Origin of the sequence: Candidatus Pelagibacter communis (genome assembly GCF_001180165.1) — a bacterium.
Lineage (GTDB): Bacteria > Pseudomonadota > Alphaproteobacteria > Pelagibacterales > Pelagibacteraceae > Pelagibacter > Pelagibacter ubique_P.
Map to the genome: position 1 here is coordinate 20,168 of NZ_CVSQ01000017.1, position 18,095 is coordinate 38,262.

Annotated in this window: 20 protein-coding genes and 1 riboswitch; of the genes, 15 read left to right on the plus strand and 5 right to left on the minus strand. The window is 29.3% G+C overall.

What is annotated here, in order from left to right; translation table 11 throughout:
- Nucleotides 1-16 precede the first annotated feature (16 nt).
- The 3 genes from AMN88_RS01010 to panB are packed head-to-tail and all read left to right on the plus strand — an operon-like array spanning nucleotide 17 to nucleotide 1,611.
- Nucleotides 17-436 (plus strand): VOC family protein, encoded by a 420-nt coding sequence (locus AMN88_RS01010; RefSeq protein WP_075536028.1) that lies wholly within the window; start codon nucleotides 17-19, stop codon nucleotides 434-436.
- 10 nt (nucleotides 437-446) lie between these two features.
- Nucleotides 447-848, plus strand: coding sequence for a hypothetical protein (locus tag AMN88_RS01015; protein ID WP_075536029.1), 402 nt, complete (start codon nucleotides 447-449; stop codon nucleotides 846-848).
- The gene (gene panB / locus AMN88_RS01020) at nucleotides 841-1,611 is read left to right on the plus strand and encodes a 3-methyl-2-oxobutanoate hydroxymethyltransferase (protein WP_075536030.1); all 771 of its coding nucleotides are present in this window, start codon (nucleotides 841-843) and stop codon (nucleotides 1,609-1,611) included. Before AMN88_RS01015 ends, panB begins: the two co-directional genes overlap by 8 nt.
- Here the strand turns inward: panB and AMN88_RS01025 are convergent, their stop codons facing one another.
- From AMN88_RS01025 to AMN88_RS01035, 3 genes are read right to left on the minus strand one after another with little or no spacing between them, the layout of a single operon-like run.
- Nucleotides 1,612-2,223, minus strand: a complete 612-nt coding sequence (locus tag AMN88_RS01025; protein ID WP_075536031.1) for a YjbE family putative metal transport protein — start codon at nucleotides 2,221-2,223, stop codon at nucleotides 1,612-1,614.
- Between the two features lie 5 nt (nucleotides 2,224-2,228).
- Nucleotides 2,229-2,714 (minus strand): tetratricopeptide repeat protein, encoded by a 486-nt coding sequence (locus AMN88_RS01030; protein WP_425319185.1) that lies wholly within the window; start codon nucleotides 2,712-2,714, stop codon nucleotides 2,229-2,231.
- The gene (locus tag AMN88_RS01035; protein ID WP_179850082.1) at nucleotides 2,711-3,484 is read right to left on the minus strand and encodes a 5-oxoprolinase subunit PxpA; all 774 of its coding nucleotides are present in this window, start codon (nucleotides 3,482-3,484) and stop codon (nucleotides 2,711-2,713) included. Before AMN88_RS01035 ends, AMN88_RS01030 begins: the two co-directional genes overlap by 4 nt.
- Before the next feature lie 27 nt (nucleotides 3,485-3,511).
- Here AMN88_RS01035 and AMN88_RS01040 point away from each other — a divergent pair, with 27 nt between their 5' ends.
- The 10 genes from AMN88_RS01040 (at nucleotide 3,512) to AMN88_RS01085 (ending at nucleotide 14,288) form a co-directional block, all read left to right on the plus strand.
- Entirely contained in the window at nucleotides 3,512-4,186 is a 675-nt protein-coding gene (locus tag AMN88_RS01040; RefSeq protein WP_075536033.1) for a 5-oxoprolinase subunit B family protein, read from the plus strand.
- Nucleotides 4,179-5,123, plus strand: a complete 945-nt coding sequence (locus tag AMN88_RS01045; RefSeq protein ID WP_075536034.1) for a 5-oxoprolinase subunit C family protein — start codon at nucleotides 4,179-4,181, stop codon at nucleotides 5,121-5,123. Before AMN88_RS01040 ends, AMN88_RS01045 begins: the two co-directional genes overlap by 8 nt.
- Nucleotides 5,123-5,995, plus strand: coding sequence for a DMT family transporter (locus AMN88_RS01050; RefSeq protein WP_075536035.1), 873 nt, complete (start codon nucleotides 5,123-5,125; stop codon nucleotides 5,993-5,995). Before AMN88_RS01045 ends, AMN88_RS01050 begins: the two co-directional genes overlap by 1 nt.
- A gap of 30 nt (nucleotides 5,996-6,025) precedes the next feature.
- Nucleotides 6,026-6,111: riboswitch (glycine riboswitch) on the plus strand.
- A gap of 77 nt (nucleotides 6,112-6,188) precedes the next feature.
- Nucleotides 6,189-7,292, plus strand: coding sequence for a glycine cleavage system aminomethyltransferase GcvT (gcvT, locus tag AMN88_RS01055; RefSeq protein WP_075536036.1), 1,104 nt, complete (start codon nucleotides 6,189-6,191; stop codon nucleotides 7,290-7,292).
- Nucleotides 7,292-7,672, plus strand: coding sequence for a glycine cleavage system protein GcvH (gcvH, locus tag AMN88_RS01060; protein ID WP_023854947.1), 381 nt, complete (start codon nucleotides 7,292-7,294; stop codon nucleotides 7,670-7,672). Before gcvT ends, gcvH begins: the two co-directional genes overlap by 1 nt.
- Nucleotides 7,672-10,542 carry an aminomethyl-transferring glycine dehydrogenase gene (gene gcvP, locus AMN88_RS01065; protein WP_075536037.1) on the plus strand — a complete coding sequence of 957 codons (2,871 nt, stop codon included), beginning with the start codon at nucleotides 7,672-7,674 and terminating at the stop codon, nucleotides 10,540-10,542. The genes gcvH and gcvP overlap by 1 nt, the downstream gene beginning before the upstream one ends.
- A 6-nt stretch (nucleotides 10,543-10,548) precedes the next feature.
- The gene (locus tag AMN88_RS01070; RefSeq protein WP_075536038.1) at nucleotides 10,549-11,787 is read left to right on the plus strand and encodes an NAD(P)/FAD-dependent oxidoreductase; all 1,239 of its coding nucleotides are present in this window, start codon (nucleotides 10,549-10,551) and stop codon (nucleotides 11,785-11,787) included.
- The gene (locus AMN88_RS01075; protein ID WP_075536039.1) at nucleotides 11,780-12,544 is read left to right on the plus strand and encodes a DUF1365 domain-containing protein; all 765 of its coding nucleotides are present in this window, start codon (nucleotides 11,780-11,782) and stop codon (nucleotides 12,542-12,544) included. The genes AMN88_RS01070 and AMN88_RS01075 overlap by 8 nt, the downstream gene beginning before the upstream one ends.
- Nucleotides 12,544-13,722 (plus strand): SAM-dependent methyltransferase, encoded by a 1,179-nt coding sequence (locus tag AMN88_RS01080; protein WP_075536040.1) that lies wholly within the window; start codon nucleotides 12,544-12,546, stop codon nucleotides 13,720-13,722. Before AMN88_RS01075 ends, AMN88_RS01080 begins: the two co-directional genes overlap by 1 nt.
- A 17-nt stretch (nucleotides 13,723-13,739) precedes the next feature.
- Nucleotides 13,740-14,288: a DUF3833 domain-containing protein gene (locus tag AMN88_RS01085; protein WP_075536079.1), complete on the plus strand. Its 549-nt coding sequence runs from the start codon at nucleotides 13,740-13,742 to the stop codon at nucleotides 14,286-14,288.
- Here the strand turns inward: AMN88_RS01085 and AMN88_RS01090 are convergent, their stop codons facing one another.
- A complete protein-coding gene (locus AMN88_RS01090; RefSeq protein WP_075536041.1) occupies nucleotides 14,289-15,047 on the minus strand; it encodes an SDR family NAD(P)-dependent oxidoreductase in 759 nt (252 codons plus the stop codon).
- A 23-nt stretch (nucleotides 15,048-15,070) separates the two neighbouring features.
- Between AMN88_RS01090 and AMN88_RS01095 the strand changes: the two genes are divergently transcribed.
- Both AMN88_RS01095 and AMN88_RS01100 read left to right on the plus strand, forming a co-directional pair.
- A complete protein-coding gene (locus AMN88_RS01095) occupies nucleotides 15,071-15,538 on the plus strand; it encodes a TspO/MBR family protein (RefSeq protein ID WP_075536042.1) in 468 nt (155 codons plus the stop codon).
- 2 nt (nucleotides 15,539-15,540) lie between these two features.
- Nucleotides 15,541-16,644 carry an NAD(P)/FAD-dependent oxidoreductase gene (locus tag AMN88_RS01100; protein ID WP_075536043.1) on the plus strand — a complete coding sequence of 368 codons (1,104 nt, stop codon included), beginning with the start codon at nucleotides 15,541-15,543 and terminating at the stop codon, nucleotides 16,642-16,644.
- 1 nt (nucleotide 16,645) lies between these two features.
- Here AMN88_RS01100 and AMN88_RS01105 read toward each other — a convergent pair whose 3' ends face one another.
- Nucleotides 16,646-18,091 carry a protein adenylyltransferase SelO gene (locus AMN88_RS01105; protein ID WP_075536044.1) on the minus strand — a complete coding sequence of 482 codons (1,446 nt, stop codon included), beginning with the start codon at nucleotides 18,089-18,091 and terminating at the stop codon, nucleotides 16,646-16,648.
- Nucleotides 18,092-18,095 lie beyond the last annotated feature (4 nt).

The window sequence follows — 18,095 nt, forward strand, 5'->3', positions numbered from 1 at the left end:
ATTATAAATTAATATTATGAAATATTTACACACAATGATTAGAGTTAAAGACGTGGATGAGTCTTTAAGATTTTTCTGCGAAGGGCTTGGTTTAAAAGAAACTAGAAGAATGGAAAATGAAAAAGGAAGATTTACATTAATTTTTCTTGCAGCACCAAATGATGAAAAAGCAGAAATAGAATTAACATATAATTGGGATGGTGATGAGCTTGGAGAAGGTTCAAGAAATTTTGGTCATCTTGCCTATAGAGTAGATAATATTTATGAAACATGCCAAAGATTAATGGATATGGGCTACACGATTAATAGACCGCCAAGAGATGGCCATATGGCTTTTGTTAGATCACCAGACAAAATTTCAATTGAAATACTTCAAGAAGGAAATTTAGAACCCAAAGAGCCTTGGGCCTCAATGGAGAATACTGGTACCTGGTAATATTTTTCTAATGTGGATTGCTAAGTTTAACAAACCATACAAGGAAAAAATTAAAAAATTAACTTTTAATTTTGCAGATATTAAGAAAGGTGAAACGATGCTAGTTTCATCCCCAAGTTCAATAGCAAAATATATTCACAAAATTCCCAAAGGTAAAAAAAAGACAGTTATTGAAATGAGAGAAGCTTTAGCTAAAAAAGCCAAAGCTAACAAAACGTGCCCAGTATCTACAGGAATTTTTTTAAGAATTGCTATAGAGGCATCATTAGAGGAACAAATTAAAAAAAAAACTAAAAAACCAAAACTTCCTTTTTGGAGAATTATTGACGAAAAATCTCCTATTGCAAACAAACTATCTATATCTAAAAAGCTTCTGAAAGCTTATAAGAACCAAGAATTTATAAATGAGTAAAATTAAAAAATTTATTGCAAAAAAAAACAAGTCAAAAATAGTTAGTCTAACTGCCTATTCAAAAAATATTGCTTCCATATTGGATAATTATTGTGATTTAATTTTAGTAGGAGATTCTCTTGGTTCGGTTTTATACAATTATAAATCCACAAGAGAAGTAACTTTGAACACTATGATTGAACATTCTAAAAGTGTCAGAATGGGTATAAAAAAAAGTTTAATGATTGTTGATATGCCACATAACACCTATCGAACTCCTAAAGAAGCAGTAAAAAATGCAAAGCAAATAATGAAAAAAACAAAATGTGATGGTGTAAAATTAGAAGGTGGAAAAAAAATTTATGAAACAATCAAATCTTTAGTTAAAAACAAAATTCCAGTTATGGGTCATTTAGGTTTGCTTCCCCAGTCAGATAAAACTTTCAAATTTAAAGGAAAAAAAAAGTTAGAGAGAAACAACATTATAAGAGATTCGCAATTATTAGAAAAAGCTGGAGTATTTTCAATTGTTTTAGAATGTGTTGAAACTTCTTTAGCAAAGCTTGTTACTCAAAATTTAAAGATACCAACAATAGGTATTGGAGCTTCTAAATATTGCGATGGACAAATATTAGTTTTTGATGATTTAATTGGCCTAAATCCAATGAGTTATAAGTTCGTAAAAAAATATGCAAATATTAGAAAAGATATTTCTAAAGCTGTTTTTAGTTATTCAAAAGAAGTTAGAAAAATTAAATTTCCTAATAAAAAAAATTCTTTTTAATTAAAAGTATTTTTTAAATTCTTCATTAATATTTAATATTTCAAGATCAACCAATCCACCAATTACTAATTGTAAACCAACGATTAAGATAAATATTAAACCAACATAAGCTATCCAAATATGTCTTTGTATATAATTAGCCATATATGTTGCTAATGCACCAGTAAGAACTACTGATAAAACAAGTCCAAAAATCATAAATCCAAAATAACCTTTTGCTGCAGCTACAACACCAATAACGTTATCGAAACTAATCATGATATCTGCAAACAAAACTTTTCCAATACTATTTATGAAAGAAGGCTCTTTACTTTTTTTTGTGGTAGGCTTTACTTTTTTAATGTCTAATAAATCTTTTCTTAAATCATTAACAATCCAAATTAATAATAAACCACCTAAAATTTTTATAAAATAAAATTCAAATAAAAAAGTCGCAAAAATTGCAAAAAATATTTTAAAAACAAAGGCCCCAATTACACCCCAAAGAATTATTTGTTTTCTATTTTTTGGAACAAAATTTGAAGCAATTGATCCAACAATTACAGCATTGTCTGCTGTTAATATAATCGTGATAAAAATTATATTTGTTAAAATTATGAGTTCTTCAATCAAGATTTTTAATATTTAGATTTCTTTGTGCCTTCTATAATTTCTTTTAATTCATTATACTCTTCACAATTACAACTTTCTAATACTTTTAATCTTTCTTTCGCTAAATCTAATCTATTTGTAACAACGTATAATTCACCTAAATATTCATTTATACCCACGTGATTTGGATTAATTTCTAAACCTAAAAGATAATACTTTTCACCATTTTCAAAATCTCCAAGTTTTCTAGTTGTAAAACCCAGATAGTTTAAAGTATCTGCTTGTAGTGGTTTTTTTTTATTTGATTTGATTAACAAGGCTTGAGCTTTTTCATATCTTTTATTGGCTTTTTCTATTTTTCCTTTTTTTTCATATTTCTTAGCTGCCTTAATTAAAGTTACAGCTTTACTGTATTCAGATTTTACTTTCGTAGTGCTGTCTGATCCTGCGGAATATGAATTTGTTGATAGTAAAACTAAAAACAAAAGTAAATAAAAAGTTTTTTTGATCATATAAATTTTTTCATTTGGTTAAGTGGTTTTAATTGAAGCCCATTTTCTATTAAATTTTCTCTAATTGATTTTGCAGTAGACAATGAACTTTCATTATCTCCATGTATGCACACCGAGTCTATTTCACAAGGTATCTGCTTTCCACTGTGACAATTAAGTGACTGATTTTTAACCATATTTAATACATGTTTTTTAGCCTCTTCTGGATCAGTAATAAGAGCGTGTGGTTTTTTTCTAGAAACCAAATTACCATCATCTTCATAATTTCGATCAGCAAAAATTTCACAAGCTATAAGCATGTTTAGTTTTTTGGCCGCTTCTTCCATTTTAGATCCTGTAGGAACTAAATAAATTAAATCTTTACTTATCTCGTTTATAGCTTTTGCTAAAGTAGTAGCTAAATCTATATCCTCACAAGCCATATTATTTAAAGCACCGTGTGGTTTTATGTGAGTAACATTCTCTCCATGATCTTGAGCAATTTTTTGAAGAATTTCATATTGATCAATAATCAATTGTCTTACATCATTAGGTGAAAGATTCATTCTTTGCCTTCCAAAATTTTCAGGGTCATTAAATGACGGATGCGCTCCAATACTAACACCATTTTTTTTTGAAATTTGAACTACTTGATTCATCGACTCATCATCACCTGCATGATAACCACATGCGACATTTGCAGAATTAACTATTTCTAGTAAATCTGGATCATACTTATTTGAATGATGTTTTGATTTTTCACCTAAATCGCAATTTATATTAATTTCCATAGTCTCTAATGTTAAGTATAACATGACATGATAAAAAATATATCAAATCTTGGTGACGCAGCTTTGTACTGTGATTTTGGTAATGAAGTAAATAAATCAATTAATTCACAAGTTATAAAATATTTTAAAACTATTAAAGAAAAAAAATTTGAAGGGATAAATAATTTAACACCTTCTTATAATAAATTAATTATTTCGTATGATCTAAAAAAAACAAATTTTAAAGAAGTAAAAAATTATGTTGAAAACATTAATGCTCAAGACTCAAAAGATATAAATTCTAAAAAATTAGAAATACCAGTTTGCTGTCATGAAAATTTTTCAATGGACATTAAAAGATTGGAAGAGATATTAAAATTAAGTAGAGAAAAAATTTTAGAGAATTTTTTAAATAAGGAATATTTTTGTTATATGACCGGGTTCATTGCTGGTATGCCTTTTCTTGGTGACTTAGATGAGAATATGAGAGCTCAACGTTTGGAAACTCCAAGAGTAAAAGTACCTAAAGGATCTGTTGCATTAACTGAGCAATTTGCAAACATTTATACATTTGAAAGCCCAGGTGGATGGAATATTTTAGGAAATACCCCTTTGGATGTTTTTGATAGTTCAAAAGAAGATAAACCAAATCTAATTAACCCAGGAGATACAGTAATTTTCAAGGAAATTTCTTTAGATCAGTATAAAAATTATAATGAGTAGCAATTATTTAGAAATAATTAGACCTGGTATTAATACTACCTTTCAAGATAAAGGTAGGGATCATCTTTATCATATTGGTATTCCATTTAGTGGTGCTATGGATAATAGAAATTATCTTATAGCCAATAAACTTGTTAATAATAATTTAGATTCTGCATTGATAGAGTTTGCATATCAGGGTCCTCACATAAAGTATTCAGGAGAAAAAATTAACCTTGCTGTCACTGGAGATGTAATTTTTTCAATTAAAAAAAAAGATACAGAAATTGAGGGGAATTGTTACGAAAGCTATCAAATTGAAAATGGAGATGAGATAAATATCATATCTACAAATAAATCAGTTTATGGATATTTAGCATTAGGTGGAGAGTTTGATTTAAAATTTCAATGGAATAGTTGTTCTATAAATACGAAAGCAAATATTGGATCTAATGATGGAAAAAAATTAGATGTAGGGCAAAGAATTAATTTAAAAAAAATAAATTCAAATAAGGATATTAAAAAAACTAATTACATTAATACCAAAATAGAAAACATAAGGGTGATCAAAGGCACTAATTTTGATTACTTTTCTGAAGAAGGTAAAAAAATATTTTATGAAAAGGAATTCACAGTATCGAAACTTTCAGACAGAATGGGTATGAGGTTAGAGGGACCTAAAATTGATAATATAGTGAATACCAACATAAAATCAGAGGGTTTGATTAAAGGTGTAATCCAAGTACCGGCAGACGGAAATCCAATTATAATGCTTTCAGATCATGGTACTATTGGTGGTTATCCAAAAATTGGAGTTGTGGCTAGTGTCGATTATGACCGATTAGTACAGATGTCTCCTGGTTCAAAAATAAAATTTAAAGAGATTAATTTATCTGATGCAGAGACTTTATTTAAGTTATATGAAATGGAAACTCAAAATTTACTATCACAAATTTAATGAATTTTTTATCAAAAATACCAGGTCCTTTTTTAGTTTTTTTAGGAGCTTGTGCGTTAAGTTTTGGAGGTTTAATTGTTAAGTCTTTCGATGGATCTACACTTTGGCAAATATTATTTTGGAGATCACTTTTCTTTATTGGAGTAATTACAATTTTTTTAATTTTTACTTACAGAGGAAAAATTTTCAGTGCTCTTTATAAATCTGGAATTCCAGGTTTATTTGGAGGTATAATTTTATCTATTGGATTTGCTAGCTATGTATTTGCTATGTATGAAACAACAGTAGCTAATGCAAACTTTATAATTCAAACTCAAGCTTTGTTTTTAGCAATTTTTGGTTATGTATTTTTAAAGGAAAAAATTTCTAAAATTACATTAACTTGCATTATTACAGCAGTAGTTGGCATCATTTTAATGTTAGGAAGTTCACTAACACCAGGTCAAATGACTGGAAACCTAGTTGCATTTATCATGCCGATATCATTTGCAATCTTAATTTTAATTGTCAGAAAATATCCAAAAGTCGACATGATACCTTTACAATTGGTTGCTGGAATTTTTGCAACACTAATAGGTTTGTTTATGTCACCGAGTATTTTAGTTTCAACAAATGATATTTTTTTAGGTTTTATTGCAGGATTTTTTCAAGTTGGACTTGGATTTATACTTATAACAATTGGAGCAAGATCAACTCCTTCAGTATTTGTTGGAATTATTATGTTAACAGAAGCTGTTCTAGGACCTTTGTGGGCATGGATGTTTGCAAACGAAAACCCGCCACTTACTGTACTTTTTGGGGGAGCCGTAGTTATAACAGCAGTAGTTATACAGTTTTTGTCTCCATTACTTGTTAAAAAACTAGCTAAATAAATTTCACATAAACATTTTAAATGTGTTATAAATTTATATACGGGAGAGACTACTTTTGTAGCGCCGAAGGAGCAACCACCCCGGAAACTCTCAGGCAAAAGGACCGTACATATTAACTCTGGAAAGAGAATTATTCTCGCCGAAGGAGCAAATCTCTCAGGCACCAAGACAGAGGGGGCAAAAAAGAGTTAATATGGAAATAAAAAAAACATCACTTAATAAACTTCATCAAAGTAATAACGCTAAGTTTGTTGAATTTGCTGGCTATGAAATGCCTATTCAGTATAGCAAAGGTATTATTGAAGAGCATAAATTCACAAGATCACATTCTGGAATATTTGATGTATCTCATATGGGTCAGCTATTCATATATGGTAATGAAAGTTTAACAGAAGAATTAGAAAAAATTTTTCCATTAGATTTAAAAAATTTAAAACAAAACTGCTCTAAGTATAGTTTTTTAATGAATGAAGATGCTGGAATTTATGATGATTTAATCATTACTAAAATTGAGGAAGGATATTTAATTATCTTAAATGCTGCATGCAAAGATAAAGATTTTGAGATTTTATCTAATTTACTAGATTCGAAATTTAAAATGAATTTAGATAACACTAGATCTTTGATAGCAATTCAAGGACCCAAGTCTGTTGAAATTTTAAATTCAATTGTAAATGGGGTTGATCAACTAAATTTTATGACAGGAAATTGGTTCGATTCTGATAATCAAAAATTATTTGTCACAAGATCAGGTTATACAGGGGAAGATGGATTTGAAATTTCAATTTCTAACGATAAAGCTGAAAAATTCGTTGAAAATTTAATAAAAAAGGGAGCACAACTTATAGGACTTGGGGCAAGAGATACCTTGAGATTAGAAGCTGGATTATGTTTATATGGTCACGAATTAGATATTAATAAAACACCAGTTGAGGCAAACCTTAGATGGGCAATCTCAAAATCTAGACTATCAAATGGAGGTTTTATTGGATCGAAAAAAATTATGAACCAAATGCAAGATGGAGCAAGCCAAATAAGAGTAGGGATTAAGCCCGAAGGTAGATTGATTGCTAGAGAAAAAACTAAAATATTTGATGATACAGATACACAAATCGGTGAGATAACTAGTGGCACATTTGGACCAAGTGTAAATGGTCCTATAGCGATGGGTTATGTTAATAAAGAGTTTTCAAAAGTTGATACTAAAATTTTGCTTGAGGTAAGAGGGAAAAAACATCCAGCAAATGTTTGCGCATTACCATTTTATAAAAAAAATTATGTGAAAGGAGTAAATTAATGAGTGAAGTAAAATTTTCAAAAGAACATGAGTGGATTACTTTAGAGGGAGATGTAGCCACAATAGGAATTACAAAACATGCAACAGAAATGCTTGGAGACATCGTTTTTGCAGAACTTCCTGAAAAAGGATCTAATGTTGAAAAAGATGGTACTGCAGGAGTGGTAGAGTCCACGAAAGCTGCTAGTGATGTTTATACTCCAGTTAGTGGTGAAGTAGTAGATACTAATCAAGCTATTGTAGATGATCCTTCTAAAATTAATGAAGATCCAGAGGGTTCAGCATGGTTTTTTAAACTTAAAATGAAAGATCAATCCGAAATGGACAGTCTTATGAACAAAGAAGAATACGATAAATTTGCAAAGGAGAGTGCTAGCTAATGTTACATAATTCTCAAAAAGATTTTTTAAAAAGGCACATTGGACCTTCAGATGAAGATCAAAATAAAATGCTTAAGGAACTTAATTACAAATCACTTGATGATTTAATCAAAAGTACAGTTCCAGAAAAAATCCAATTGAAAGATGAATTAAATATTGGTGAGTCTAATTCAGAATATGAAGCATTAAGAAAATTAAAAGCAATTTCAAAAAAAAATCAAATTTACTCTAACTTTATAGGAATGGGTTATTATGGAACTTACACACCATACGTAATTCTAAGAAATATTTTAGAAAATCCAGGTTGGTATACTTCTTATACACCTTATCAACCCGAGGTAGCTCAAGGAAGATTAGAAATGCTGCTTAATTTCCAACAAATGATAGTTGATTTTACAGGAATGGATATTGCAAATGCGTCTTTATTAGATGAAGGAACAGCAGCTGCAGAAGCAATGGGATTAAGTCATAGATTAAATAAAAAAGATAGTAATTTAGTTTTTGTCTCAGAAAATTGTCACCCACAAACAATCGATGTAATTCAAACAAGAGCAGAACCAATGGGATTAAAAGTATTTGTTGGTAATGAAGATGAAGTATTAGACCAATTAAAGGAAGATTTAGTTTGTGGTATATTACAATATCCGGGAACTTTAGGAGATATAAAAGATCCTAGTGAAGCAATAAGTAAAATTCATAAAAAAAATGGTAAAGCAATATTAGCTTGTGATTTATTAGCACTTGCTAAATTAAAAACACCAAGAGAACTAGGAGCAGATATTGCTGTCGGAAGTTCTCAAAGATTTGGAATTCCAATGGGTTACGGTGGACCTCATGCAGCCTTCTTTGCAACTAAAGATGAATATAAAAGATCTATGCCTGGAAGAATTGTAGGGGTTTCTGTTGATAGACATGGAAACAAAGCTTACAGATTATCATTACAAACTAGGGAACAGCATATAAGAAGAGATAAAGCTACAAGTAATATTTGTACTGCCCAAGCTTTGTTAGCAATTGTTTCAGCTGCATATGCCATTTACCACGGACCAGATGGAATAAAAACTATTGCTGAGAGAGTTTCTCAATTAGCTAAAAATTTTGCAGATAAATTGAAACAATCTGGATATGAAATTTATTCAGATCATTTCTTTGATACTGTTACAATTGTAACAAAGGATAAAACTGATCAAATTTATAAAAATGCCTTGGATCAAAAGGTAAACATTAGAAGAGTAAATTCTGAAATGTTGGCAGTTTCTTTTGATGAAAAGAAAAATGTTTATAGAGTAAATCAATTGTTGAAAATTTTTAATGCAGCTGAGTCGATTAAAAAAGAAGACCCAACAGTAAGTTTACCTAATTTGCCAAAAAACTTATTAAGAACTTCAAAATATTTAGAACATCCTGTTTTTAATTCATACCACTCAGAAACTGAGATGCTCAGATATTTAAAAAAGTTAGAAGATAAAGATATAGCTTTAAATAGAACTATGATTGCACTTGGTTCATGTACTATGAAATTAAATGCTACTGCAGAAATGATACCTATTTCGTGGAGAGAATTAGCTGAACCTCATCCGTTCGTGCCTATAGAGCAGATGGAAGGATATAGAGATTTATTCACTGATCTTAAAAATTGGCTGAGATCAATTACAGGATTTTCTGGTGTTTCGCTTCAACCAAATGCAGGTGCTCAAGGGGAATATGCAGGATTAATGGTTATTAGAAAATATCATTTAGATAGAGGCGAAGAAAATAGAAACATATGTTTAATACCTAGCTCAGCACATGGAACTAATCCTGCTAGCGCACAAATGGTAGGAATGAAAGTTGTCGTTGTTGATTGTGATAAAGAAGGAAATGTTGATTTTGAGGATTTAAAGAAAAAAGCAGAAATACATTCTGAAAATCTTGGAGCATTAATGGTCACTTATCCGTCTACTCACGGAGTATTTGAGGAAAAAATTACAGATATATGTGAGTTAATTCATAAACACGGTGGTCAAGTTTATATGGATGGTGCAAATTTAAATGCGCTTGTTGGTATAGCAAGACCTGGAAATTTTGGTCCAGATGTTTGTCATATAAATTTACACAAAACATTCTGTATTCCACATGGTGGTGGAGGACCAGGAATGGGACCAATTGCATGTAAAAGACATTTACAAGTTTATTTACCTAATCATCCGGTTGTTAAAGACTGTGGACCTGCTACAGGAATAGGAGCAGTTTCAGCAGCACCTTGGGGAAGCTCAAGTATTTTATCAATTTCTTGGATGTATATCAAAATGATGGGCTCTGAAGGTTTGAAATTAGCTACTCAAGTTGCAATATTAAATGCAAATTATATAGCTCATAGACTTAAAGATCATTACCCAATTCTTTATAAAGGTTCAAACGGAAATGTAGCTCATGAATGTATAATTGATATTCGATCCATTAAAACTGAAACAGGGATCACAGAAGAAGATATAGCTAAAAGGTTGATTGATTATGGTTTTCATGCACCAACAATGTCATGGCCAGTAGCAGGTACAATGATGATTGAACCAACTGAAAGTGAAAGCTTGTCCGAACTAGATAGATTTTGTGATACTTTGATTAGCATTAAATCAGAAATAGATATGATAAAATCAGGAAAATTTGATAAAGTTGATAATCCAATTAAAAATGCACCTCATACGGATATTGAATTAGCTTCAGATGAATGGAGTCATAAATATTCAAGACAGCAAGCTGCATATCCAGCAAAATTCTTAAAAGCAAATAAATTTTGGCCTCCGGTTGCGAGAGTTGATAACGTATACGGAGATAAAAATATTTTTTGTACTTGTCCAAGTATGGATGAGTTTAAAGAAGATGCAGCATAATAATTAATGAAAATTGCTGTTGTTGGCTCAGGTATTTCCGGATTAAGTGCCGCTTATTATTTATCTAAAAAACATCATGTAGATCTTTTCGAGCGAGAAGATCATTTTGGTGGACACTCACATACAATAGATATTTTTTTTGATGAAAAAAAAGTTTCTGTAGATATTGGTTTTATTGTTTTTAATTTTCAGACATATCCAAATTTAATTAATTTTTTTAAAGAAAATGATATTCAAATTGAAAAAAGCAATATGTCTTTTTCAGTTTCAGTAGATAATACAAACTTTGAATATTGTGGAAAAGGGTTGAGTGGAATTTTCTCTAATAAATCAAATTTGTTTAACATAGAGTTCCTAAAAATGTTTTTTGATATAATTAAATTTTATAAAAAAAGTGATCAAGTAAATGTATCCAATGATAAAATTACTTTAGGTGAATATTTAAAAATTAATAAATTATCAAAAACATTTGTTGATTATCATATAATACCAATGGTATCTGCAATTTGGTCTATGCCTCCTTATGAAGCTAGCAAGATGCCAATTAGTTTCTTTCTTAGATTTTTTCAAAATCATGGTTTGTTTAAATTGAAAAATAGACCGCAGTGGTACACAGTAACCAACAGAAGCAGAACTTATGTAAGTAAAATACTTTCTCAAATAAGTGGTGAACACTACAAAAATTACAAAGTTACAAGAGTTAAAAGAAAATCATCAGGATTAGATTTATATTATGGTGGAGAAAGCGAATTTTTCGATTACGACAAAGTAGTTTTAGCGACACATGCTGATGAAGCATTAAAGTTAATTGAAAATCCAACTGAGGATGAGATAAATATTCTTTCGAATTTTAGTTACAAAGAAAATATAGCTTACATACATACAGATCAGCAGGTTATGCCAAAAAATAAAAAAGCTTGGTCTTCTTGGAATTCATCAATAGATGACAAGAATTTAGAGAAAAATTCAATAACCTATTGGTTAAATTTATTACAAAATTTAAAGTGTAATGAAAATATTTTCTTAACACTAAATCCTTACTTCAATATTGATGAGAAAAAAATATTGAGGAAAGTAAAATTTACACATCCATATTACGATCAAAAAGCATTAGATGCTCAATCAGAGCTTATTAAAATACAAAATCAAAAAGATTTACTTTTTTGTGGCAGTTATTTTGGTTACGGATTTCATGAAGATGGAATAAAATCATCTATTGAAATGCTGAAAAACCTTAATGACTAGTTCTTGTATATATAATGGAAATGTAATCCATAAGAGATTTAAACCAAAAGAACATTTTTTTAAGTATAAAGTATTTTCATTATTTATAGATCTATCAGAGCTAAATGAGCTTAATGATAAATTAAAATTTTTTTCATTAAATAAATTTAATCTTATTAGTTTTTATGAGAAAGATCATGGTGATCGTGACGGGTCATCTCTTTTTGAATGGGTAAAAAAAAATTTAATTAATAACGAAATCAATACAGAGAACATTAAAGTTAAACTTTTATGCTATCCAAGAATATTTGGTTATGTTTTTAATCCACTAAGTATTTTTTTTGTATATGATAGAAATGATAATTTAATTTCTATTTTATATGAAGTTAAGAATACATTTGGTGAGCAACACACATATGTTTTTAAAGTAGAGGGACAAAATAAATTAATTCAAAATAATTGCTCAAAGAAATTTCATGTTTCACCATTTATTGAAATGAATTGTAATTATTTTTTTAGAATATTAAATCCAGAGCAGAAGTTGTCAGTTGTAATTGATCAATATGATCAAGAAGGAAAAATTCTTTTCGCATCTCAAGATGGTGAAAGATCTGATTTGACAACTAAAAACTTAATGAATTCTTATCTTAAACACCCTTTAATGACGTTTAAAATTATCTCTGCGATACATTTTGAAGCGTTTAAATTGTGGATTAAAGGAATTAAATTTATAAAGAAAAAATTTAAAATTAAAAACAATATAACAGTAGAGAATTAATGTTTTTAAATAACGCTGCAGATAAATTAGTTTTTAAATTTCTTAATAAAATAAGTTATGGTTATCTAGAGCTTACTACATATGATGGAAAAGTTTTAAAGTTTGGAAATCCAAATGAAAAATTGCATGCACATATTTTAATCAAAAAACGAGATTTTAATTTTAATTTAATCAGAGGCGGTAGTATTGGATTTGCTGAGAGCTACATGAGAGGTGAATTTGAAACTAATAATTTATCAAATTTAATTGAATTAACTGCAAGAAATATAGAAGTTATATATAAATTCTCAGGTCTTTTAGATTTTCCTATAATTAATTTTGTAAAAAATAAAATAATCAAAAATACAAAAAGTAGAAGCAAAGAAAATATTGCTAAACATTATGATCTAGGTAATGATTTTTTTTCTCTTTGGTTAGATGATACACTTACTTACTCTAGTGCTATTTTTGATGATAAATCGAAAAATCTTTCTGATGCTCAAAATAATAAATATCAAAAATTAATTGATCTAATAAAACCAAATAATGGTGACAAAGTTTTAGAAATAGGATGTGGTTGGGGAGGTTTTGCTGAGTACTTAGGTAAAAAATACGATGTAAAACTAGATTGTATTACAATATCAAAAAAACAATTTGAATATGCAAAAGAAAGAATTTTTAATTGTGGTTTAAACGAAAAAGTAAATATTGAAATAAAGGATTACAGAGATCTTAAAGGCAAATATAATTCAATTGCCTCTATAGAGATGATTGAGGCAGTTGGTCAAAATTATTTAGAGGGGTATTTTAAAACTATTAAAACCAACTTATCTGATGGCGGTAAAGCAGCTATTCAAGCAATTACTATCGATGATAGGTTGTTTGATAGATATAAAAACAAACAAGATTTTATTCAAAAATATATTTTTCCAGGTGGTTTTTTGCCAAATAAAAATAGTATTAATCGATATGTTTCTGACAACGGTTTAACTGTTAATTCATATATTTCTTATGCTGACCATTATGCAAATACATTGGCTATATGGAGAAATGAGTTTTTAAAAAAATGGGATTTAATAAAAAATCAAGGTTTTGACCTAACATTTAAAAGAATGTGGGAGTTTTATCTTTCTTATTGTGAGGCTGGATTTAAGTCAAAAAATATTGATCTGATACAATTTTCAATGCAAAACAAATAAAAATAATGGAGATATTTATGCGACATATAAAAATAATTAAGTCAATTTCATTGATAATTTCATTATTCTTAATTACAAGTTGCTCAAATAATAGCGCCATGAAACCAGAAGACTTTAAAAACAAAGAACCAAGATTAATTATTGAGGAATACTTATCTGGCAATGTTAAGGCTTGGGGTGTCCTACAAAATAGATCAGGAAAAGTTACAAGACAATTTTCTGCAAATTTAAATGGAACCTGGGATGGAAAGCAATTAATTCTTAAAGAAAAGTTTAATTGGGACGATGGAGAAGTTCAAGACAGAGAATGGAAAATAAACAAAATTGACAAGCATAATTATGAAGGAACAGCAGGAGATGTTGTAGGTAAAGCAATAGGATACTCTTATGGTCCAGCGTTTAAATTTGAATATGTTTTGTTAGTTCCAGTTAAAGGTAAAGAATTAAAAATAACTTTCGATGATTGGATTTTTAAACAAGATGATAGAGTTGCAATTAATAGAGCAACAATGACTAAATTTGGTTTTAAAGTAGCTGAATTAACAGTTGTATTTGTAAAAGATTAACTATTTTTTTTGGTATTTCGTTAGTTTTCCAACTAATCCAAAATAAATTTTACTCGGTAAAAAACTCAATAGTTTTAATGTAATTGTAAGTGATTTTGGAAAATGTATTTCAAATATATTTTTGTTAACTAAACCTTCATAAATTTGATCTGCAGCATACTCAGGAGTTTTTAAAAAAGGCATTTTAAAATCATTTTTATCTGTCATTGGTGTTTTAATAAATCCAGGAGATACTAAACAAACACGTACATTGTACCTTTTAAAATCAAAGTACAAACTTTCAGCTAAGTTATTTAATGCAGATTTAGATGGTCCATATCCAGTTGAATTAGGTAAACCTCTATATCCTGCAATTGACGAAACAATAGTAATTATACCGTTTTTTTTATCTCTAAAGTATTGTTCAACTGCTTTGATACTATTCACAGTTCCAAAAAAATTTACTTTAAAGACATCTTCCATTTGTTCGACATCTATATCTTTTTCTTTTTTGGGATCCCATGTTCCAGTTGAAAAAAAACAAATATCTATATTTTCATATTTGTTTTTAATTTCATTAAATACTTCTTTGCATTTTTCCTTATCTGTTACATCTAAAGGAAAACTTGAAATATTTTCATAAGAATTTGAAAGCTCATTTAGTAATTCAGCTCTTCTTGCAGATATAGCAACATTCCATCCCTTACTTGCAAATTTAATTGCTAAAGCTTTTCCAATACCAGTACTACCGCCAGTAATCCAAATAGTTTTTTTACTCATTTTTTGTTATGTATATATCTAACATGTTTAAAAATAAATTTTTAACATTTATATTGTTTCTTGCTATTACATTCTCTGCTTCATTGATTGGTGGTTTAGTTACCATTACATTTAAAGAGCCATGGTACTCATTACTAAATAAACCATCATTTAATCCACCGGATTGGATATTCGGACCTGTTTGGACGACATTGTATACATTGATGACAGTTGCAATATGGCTTTACTGGCATACAAAAAATAGAAATATGAATACTGTTTATATTTATTTTATCCATTTAGTGTTCAATACAACTTGGAGTGTAGTTTTTTTTGTTTTTCACAATATGGTTCTAGCACTTTTGGTATTAATCATACTAATAGCATTGATAATTAATCTTATTTTAAGGTTTAAACGCGTCAAGATGTTGAGTGCCTACCTAATGATTCCATATTTACTTTGGTGCAGCTTTGCACTAATTCTGAATACAAGCTTAATTTTATTAAACTAGATATGGATGATGTTGTAGTAATTGGTGGAGGAATAATAGGGGCTGCAACTGCTTATTTTTTATCCAAAGAAGGTAGAAAAGTAAAAGTTATCGAAAGAGATCCTACTTATAAAACTGCCTCATTCCCATTATCTCTAGGTGGTTTTAGAAGACAATTTTTTCAAAAAGAAAATATTTTATTAGGAAAATTTGCAAGAGAATTTATTTTCCAAATACCAGAATTATTGAAAACAGAAAAAAATCCTAATCCAACAGCTAGTATGGTAACCAATGGATATCTATTAATGTTTGGTTCTGAACACGCTGAAGAACAATATAGAGCATTAGAAAATCATAAAGAATGTGACGCTGGAACAAAAAATATTAAAGGGTCAGAATTATCTAAGGTTTTTCCTTATGTGAATAGTGAAGGGATAGAGACAGCAACTTATACGGATAATCAAAGTGAAGGATGGATTGATCCATTTATGTTTCACAGCGCTCTTAAAAGTAAAGCAATAGAGCTTGGAGCAGAATTTATTAAGGGTGAAGTTAAAAGTATTTCTGAAATAAATGCTAAAACAATTGTTTCTGCGGCTGGTTGTTGGACTAAAGAATTGTTAGAAGATATTCCTGTTGTTCCTCAAAAGCACACTGTGTTTAGAGTAAAATGTCCAACATATATAAAAGAGATGCCTCTGAGTGGAGACTTAACAACTGGTGTTTATTGGAGACCAGAAGGAGGAGAATATTTAGCAGGGTCACCTATTTCTGTATTTGATGCAGATGATTTGGAACCAGCTTGGAATGATTTTGAGGAATTAGTTTGGCCAGCTCTTGCTAAGAGAATACCTGCCTTTGAAGAATTAAAGTTAACTGGTGGATGGGCAGGTTACTATGATTGTAACAGATTAGATAATAATGCAGTTGTTGGTAAGCATCCTAAATATGATAATGTTTACATGGCTTCTGGATTTACAGGCCGGGGATTAATGCAGGCACCAGGTATCGGTAGAGCCTTAACCGAATTAATCACAACAGGATCATACCAAACAATTGATATAAGTGATTTTGCAGTTGAGAGAGTTTTGGGTAAAACCGCTAGGCCAGAGCCCTACGTTCTATAAATTAAGTACCACAAAAAGTTTGATATTTTTCGTTACTCGATGGAGCAGGTGCTTGATATTCTTCAATATTATTTTGATTGTCATAAGGATTTTTTAAAATAGCTAATAACTTTTTCATTTTATCTAAACTTCCTTTGTCTGCTTCATCTAAAGCTTCCTCTACTTTATGATTTCTAGGTATTACAATTGGATTATTTGATTTCATAAGTTTGCTTTGTTTTTCCTTAGTTGAATTATTTAACTCAGATCTTTTTTTCCATTCATTTTTCCAATCGATAAAATCATTATTTTTATAAATTTCATCAGAATTGATATCCATTAGATTACAAAAAGTATTTGTGTAATCTGCTTTATTTTTTTCCATCCAATTAAACAAATCATTAATTAATTTTTTATCATTTTTATCCTCACCAAATAGACCAAGTTTATCTCTCATCATATTTAACCATTTTTCTTCATAAATATTTTGAAAATTATCTATTAAATCTGTTGCTAATTTAATTGCAGTATCTTCATTTTTATCAATTAGAGGGATTAAACATTCTGCAAATCTTGCTAAATTCCACTTTGTAATTGGTGGTTGATTAGAAAAGGCATATCTTCCAAATTTATCGATTGAGCTAAATACAGTTTTTGGATCATAATGATCCATAAATGCACAAGGACCATAATCTATTGTTTCACCTGAAATTGCCATGTTATCAGTATTCATAACCCCATGAATAAATCCAACTCTCATCCAATTGATTACTAGCTGGCATTGTTTTTCCATTACAAGATTTAACAAGTCTAATGCTTTTGAATTTGATGTTTTAATTTCTGGATAATGTCTGTTTATTGTGTAATCGACTAAAGTATTTAAATTTTCAATATTTTGAGTTGCAGCTATATATTGAAATGTTCCAACCCGAAGATGACTTGATGCAACTCTTGTTAATATGGCCCCTTGTAAAAGATTTTCTCTTACAACTTTTTCTCCTGTTTTGACTACAGCAAGGCTTCTAGTAGTTGGAATATTTAATGAATGTATCGCTTCACTGATAACATATTCTCTAAGCATAGGTCCTAGTGCTGCTCTTCCGTCACCACCTCTAGAAAAAGAAGTTCTTCCTGAACCTTTAAACTGAATGTCAAAACGATTGTCATGGTTTACTAAATGCTCACCCAATAAAACTGCTCTACCATCTCCTAACATCGTAAAGTGTCCAAACTGATGACCTGCATATGCTTGCGCAATGGTATTAGTTTCTTCTGGTATAGAGTTTCCAGAAAATATTTCTGCTAATTTTTTTTTGTCTATTTTTGAAAAATCTAAATTTAAAGTAGATGCTAGTTCATCATTTAAAATTACTAATTCAGGATCATGAACAGGAGTTGGTTTAATATTTTCTTTAAAAGTATTTGATAACTTTGAATAGGTATTATCAAAATGCCAACCAATGGTCATTTTA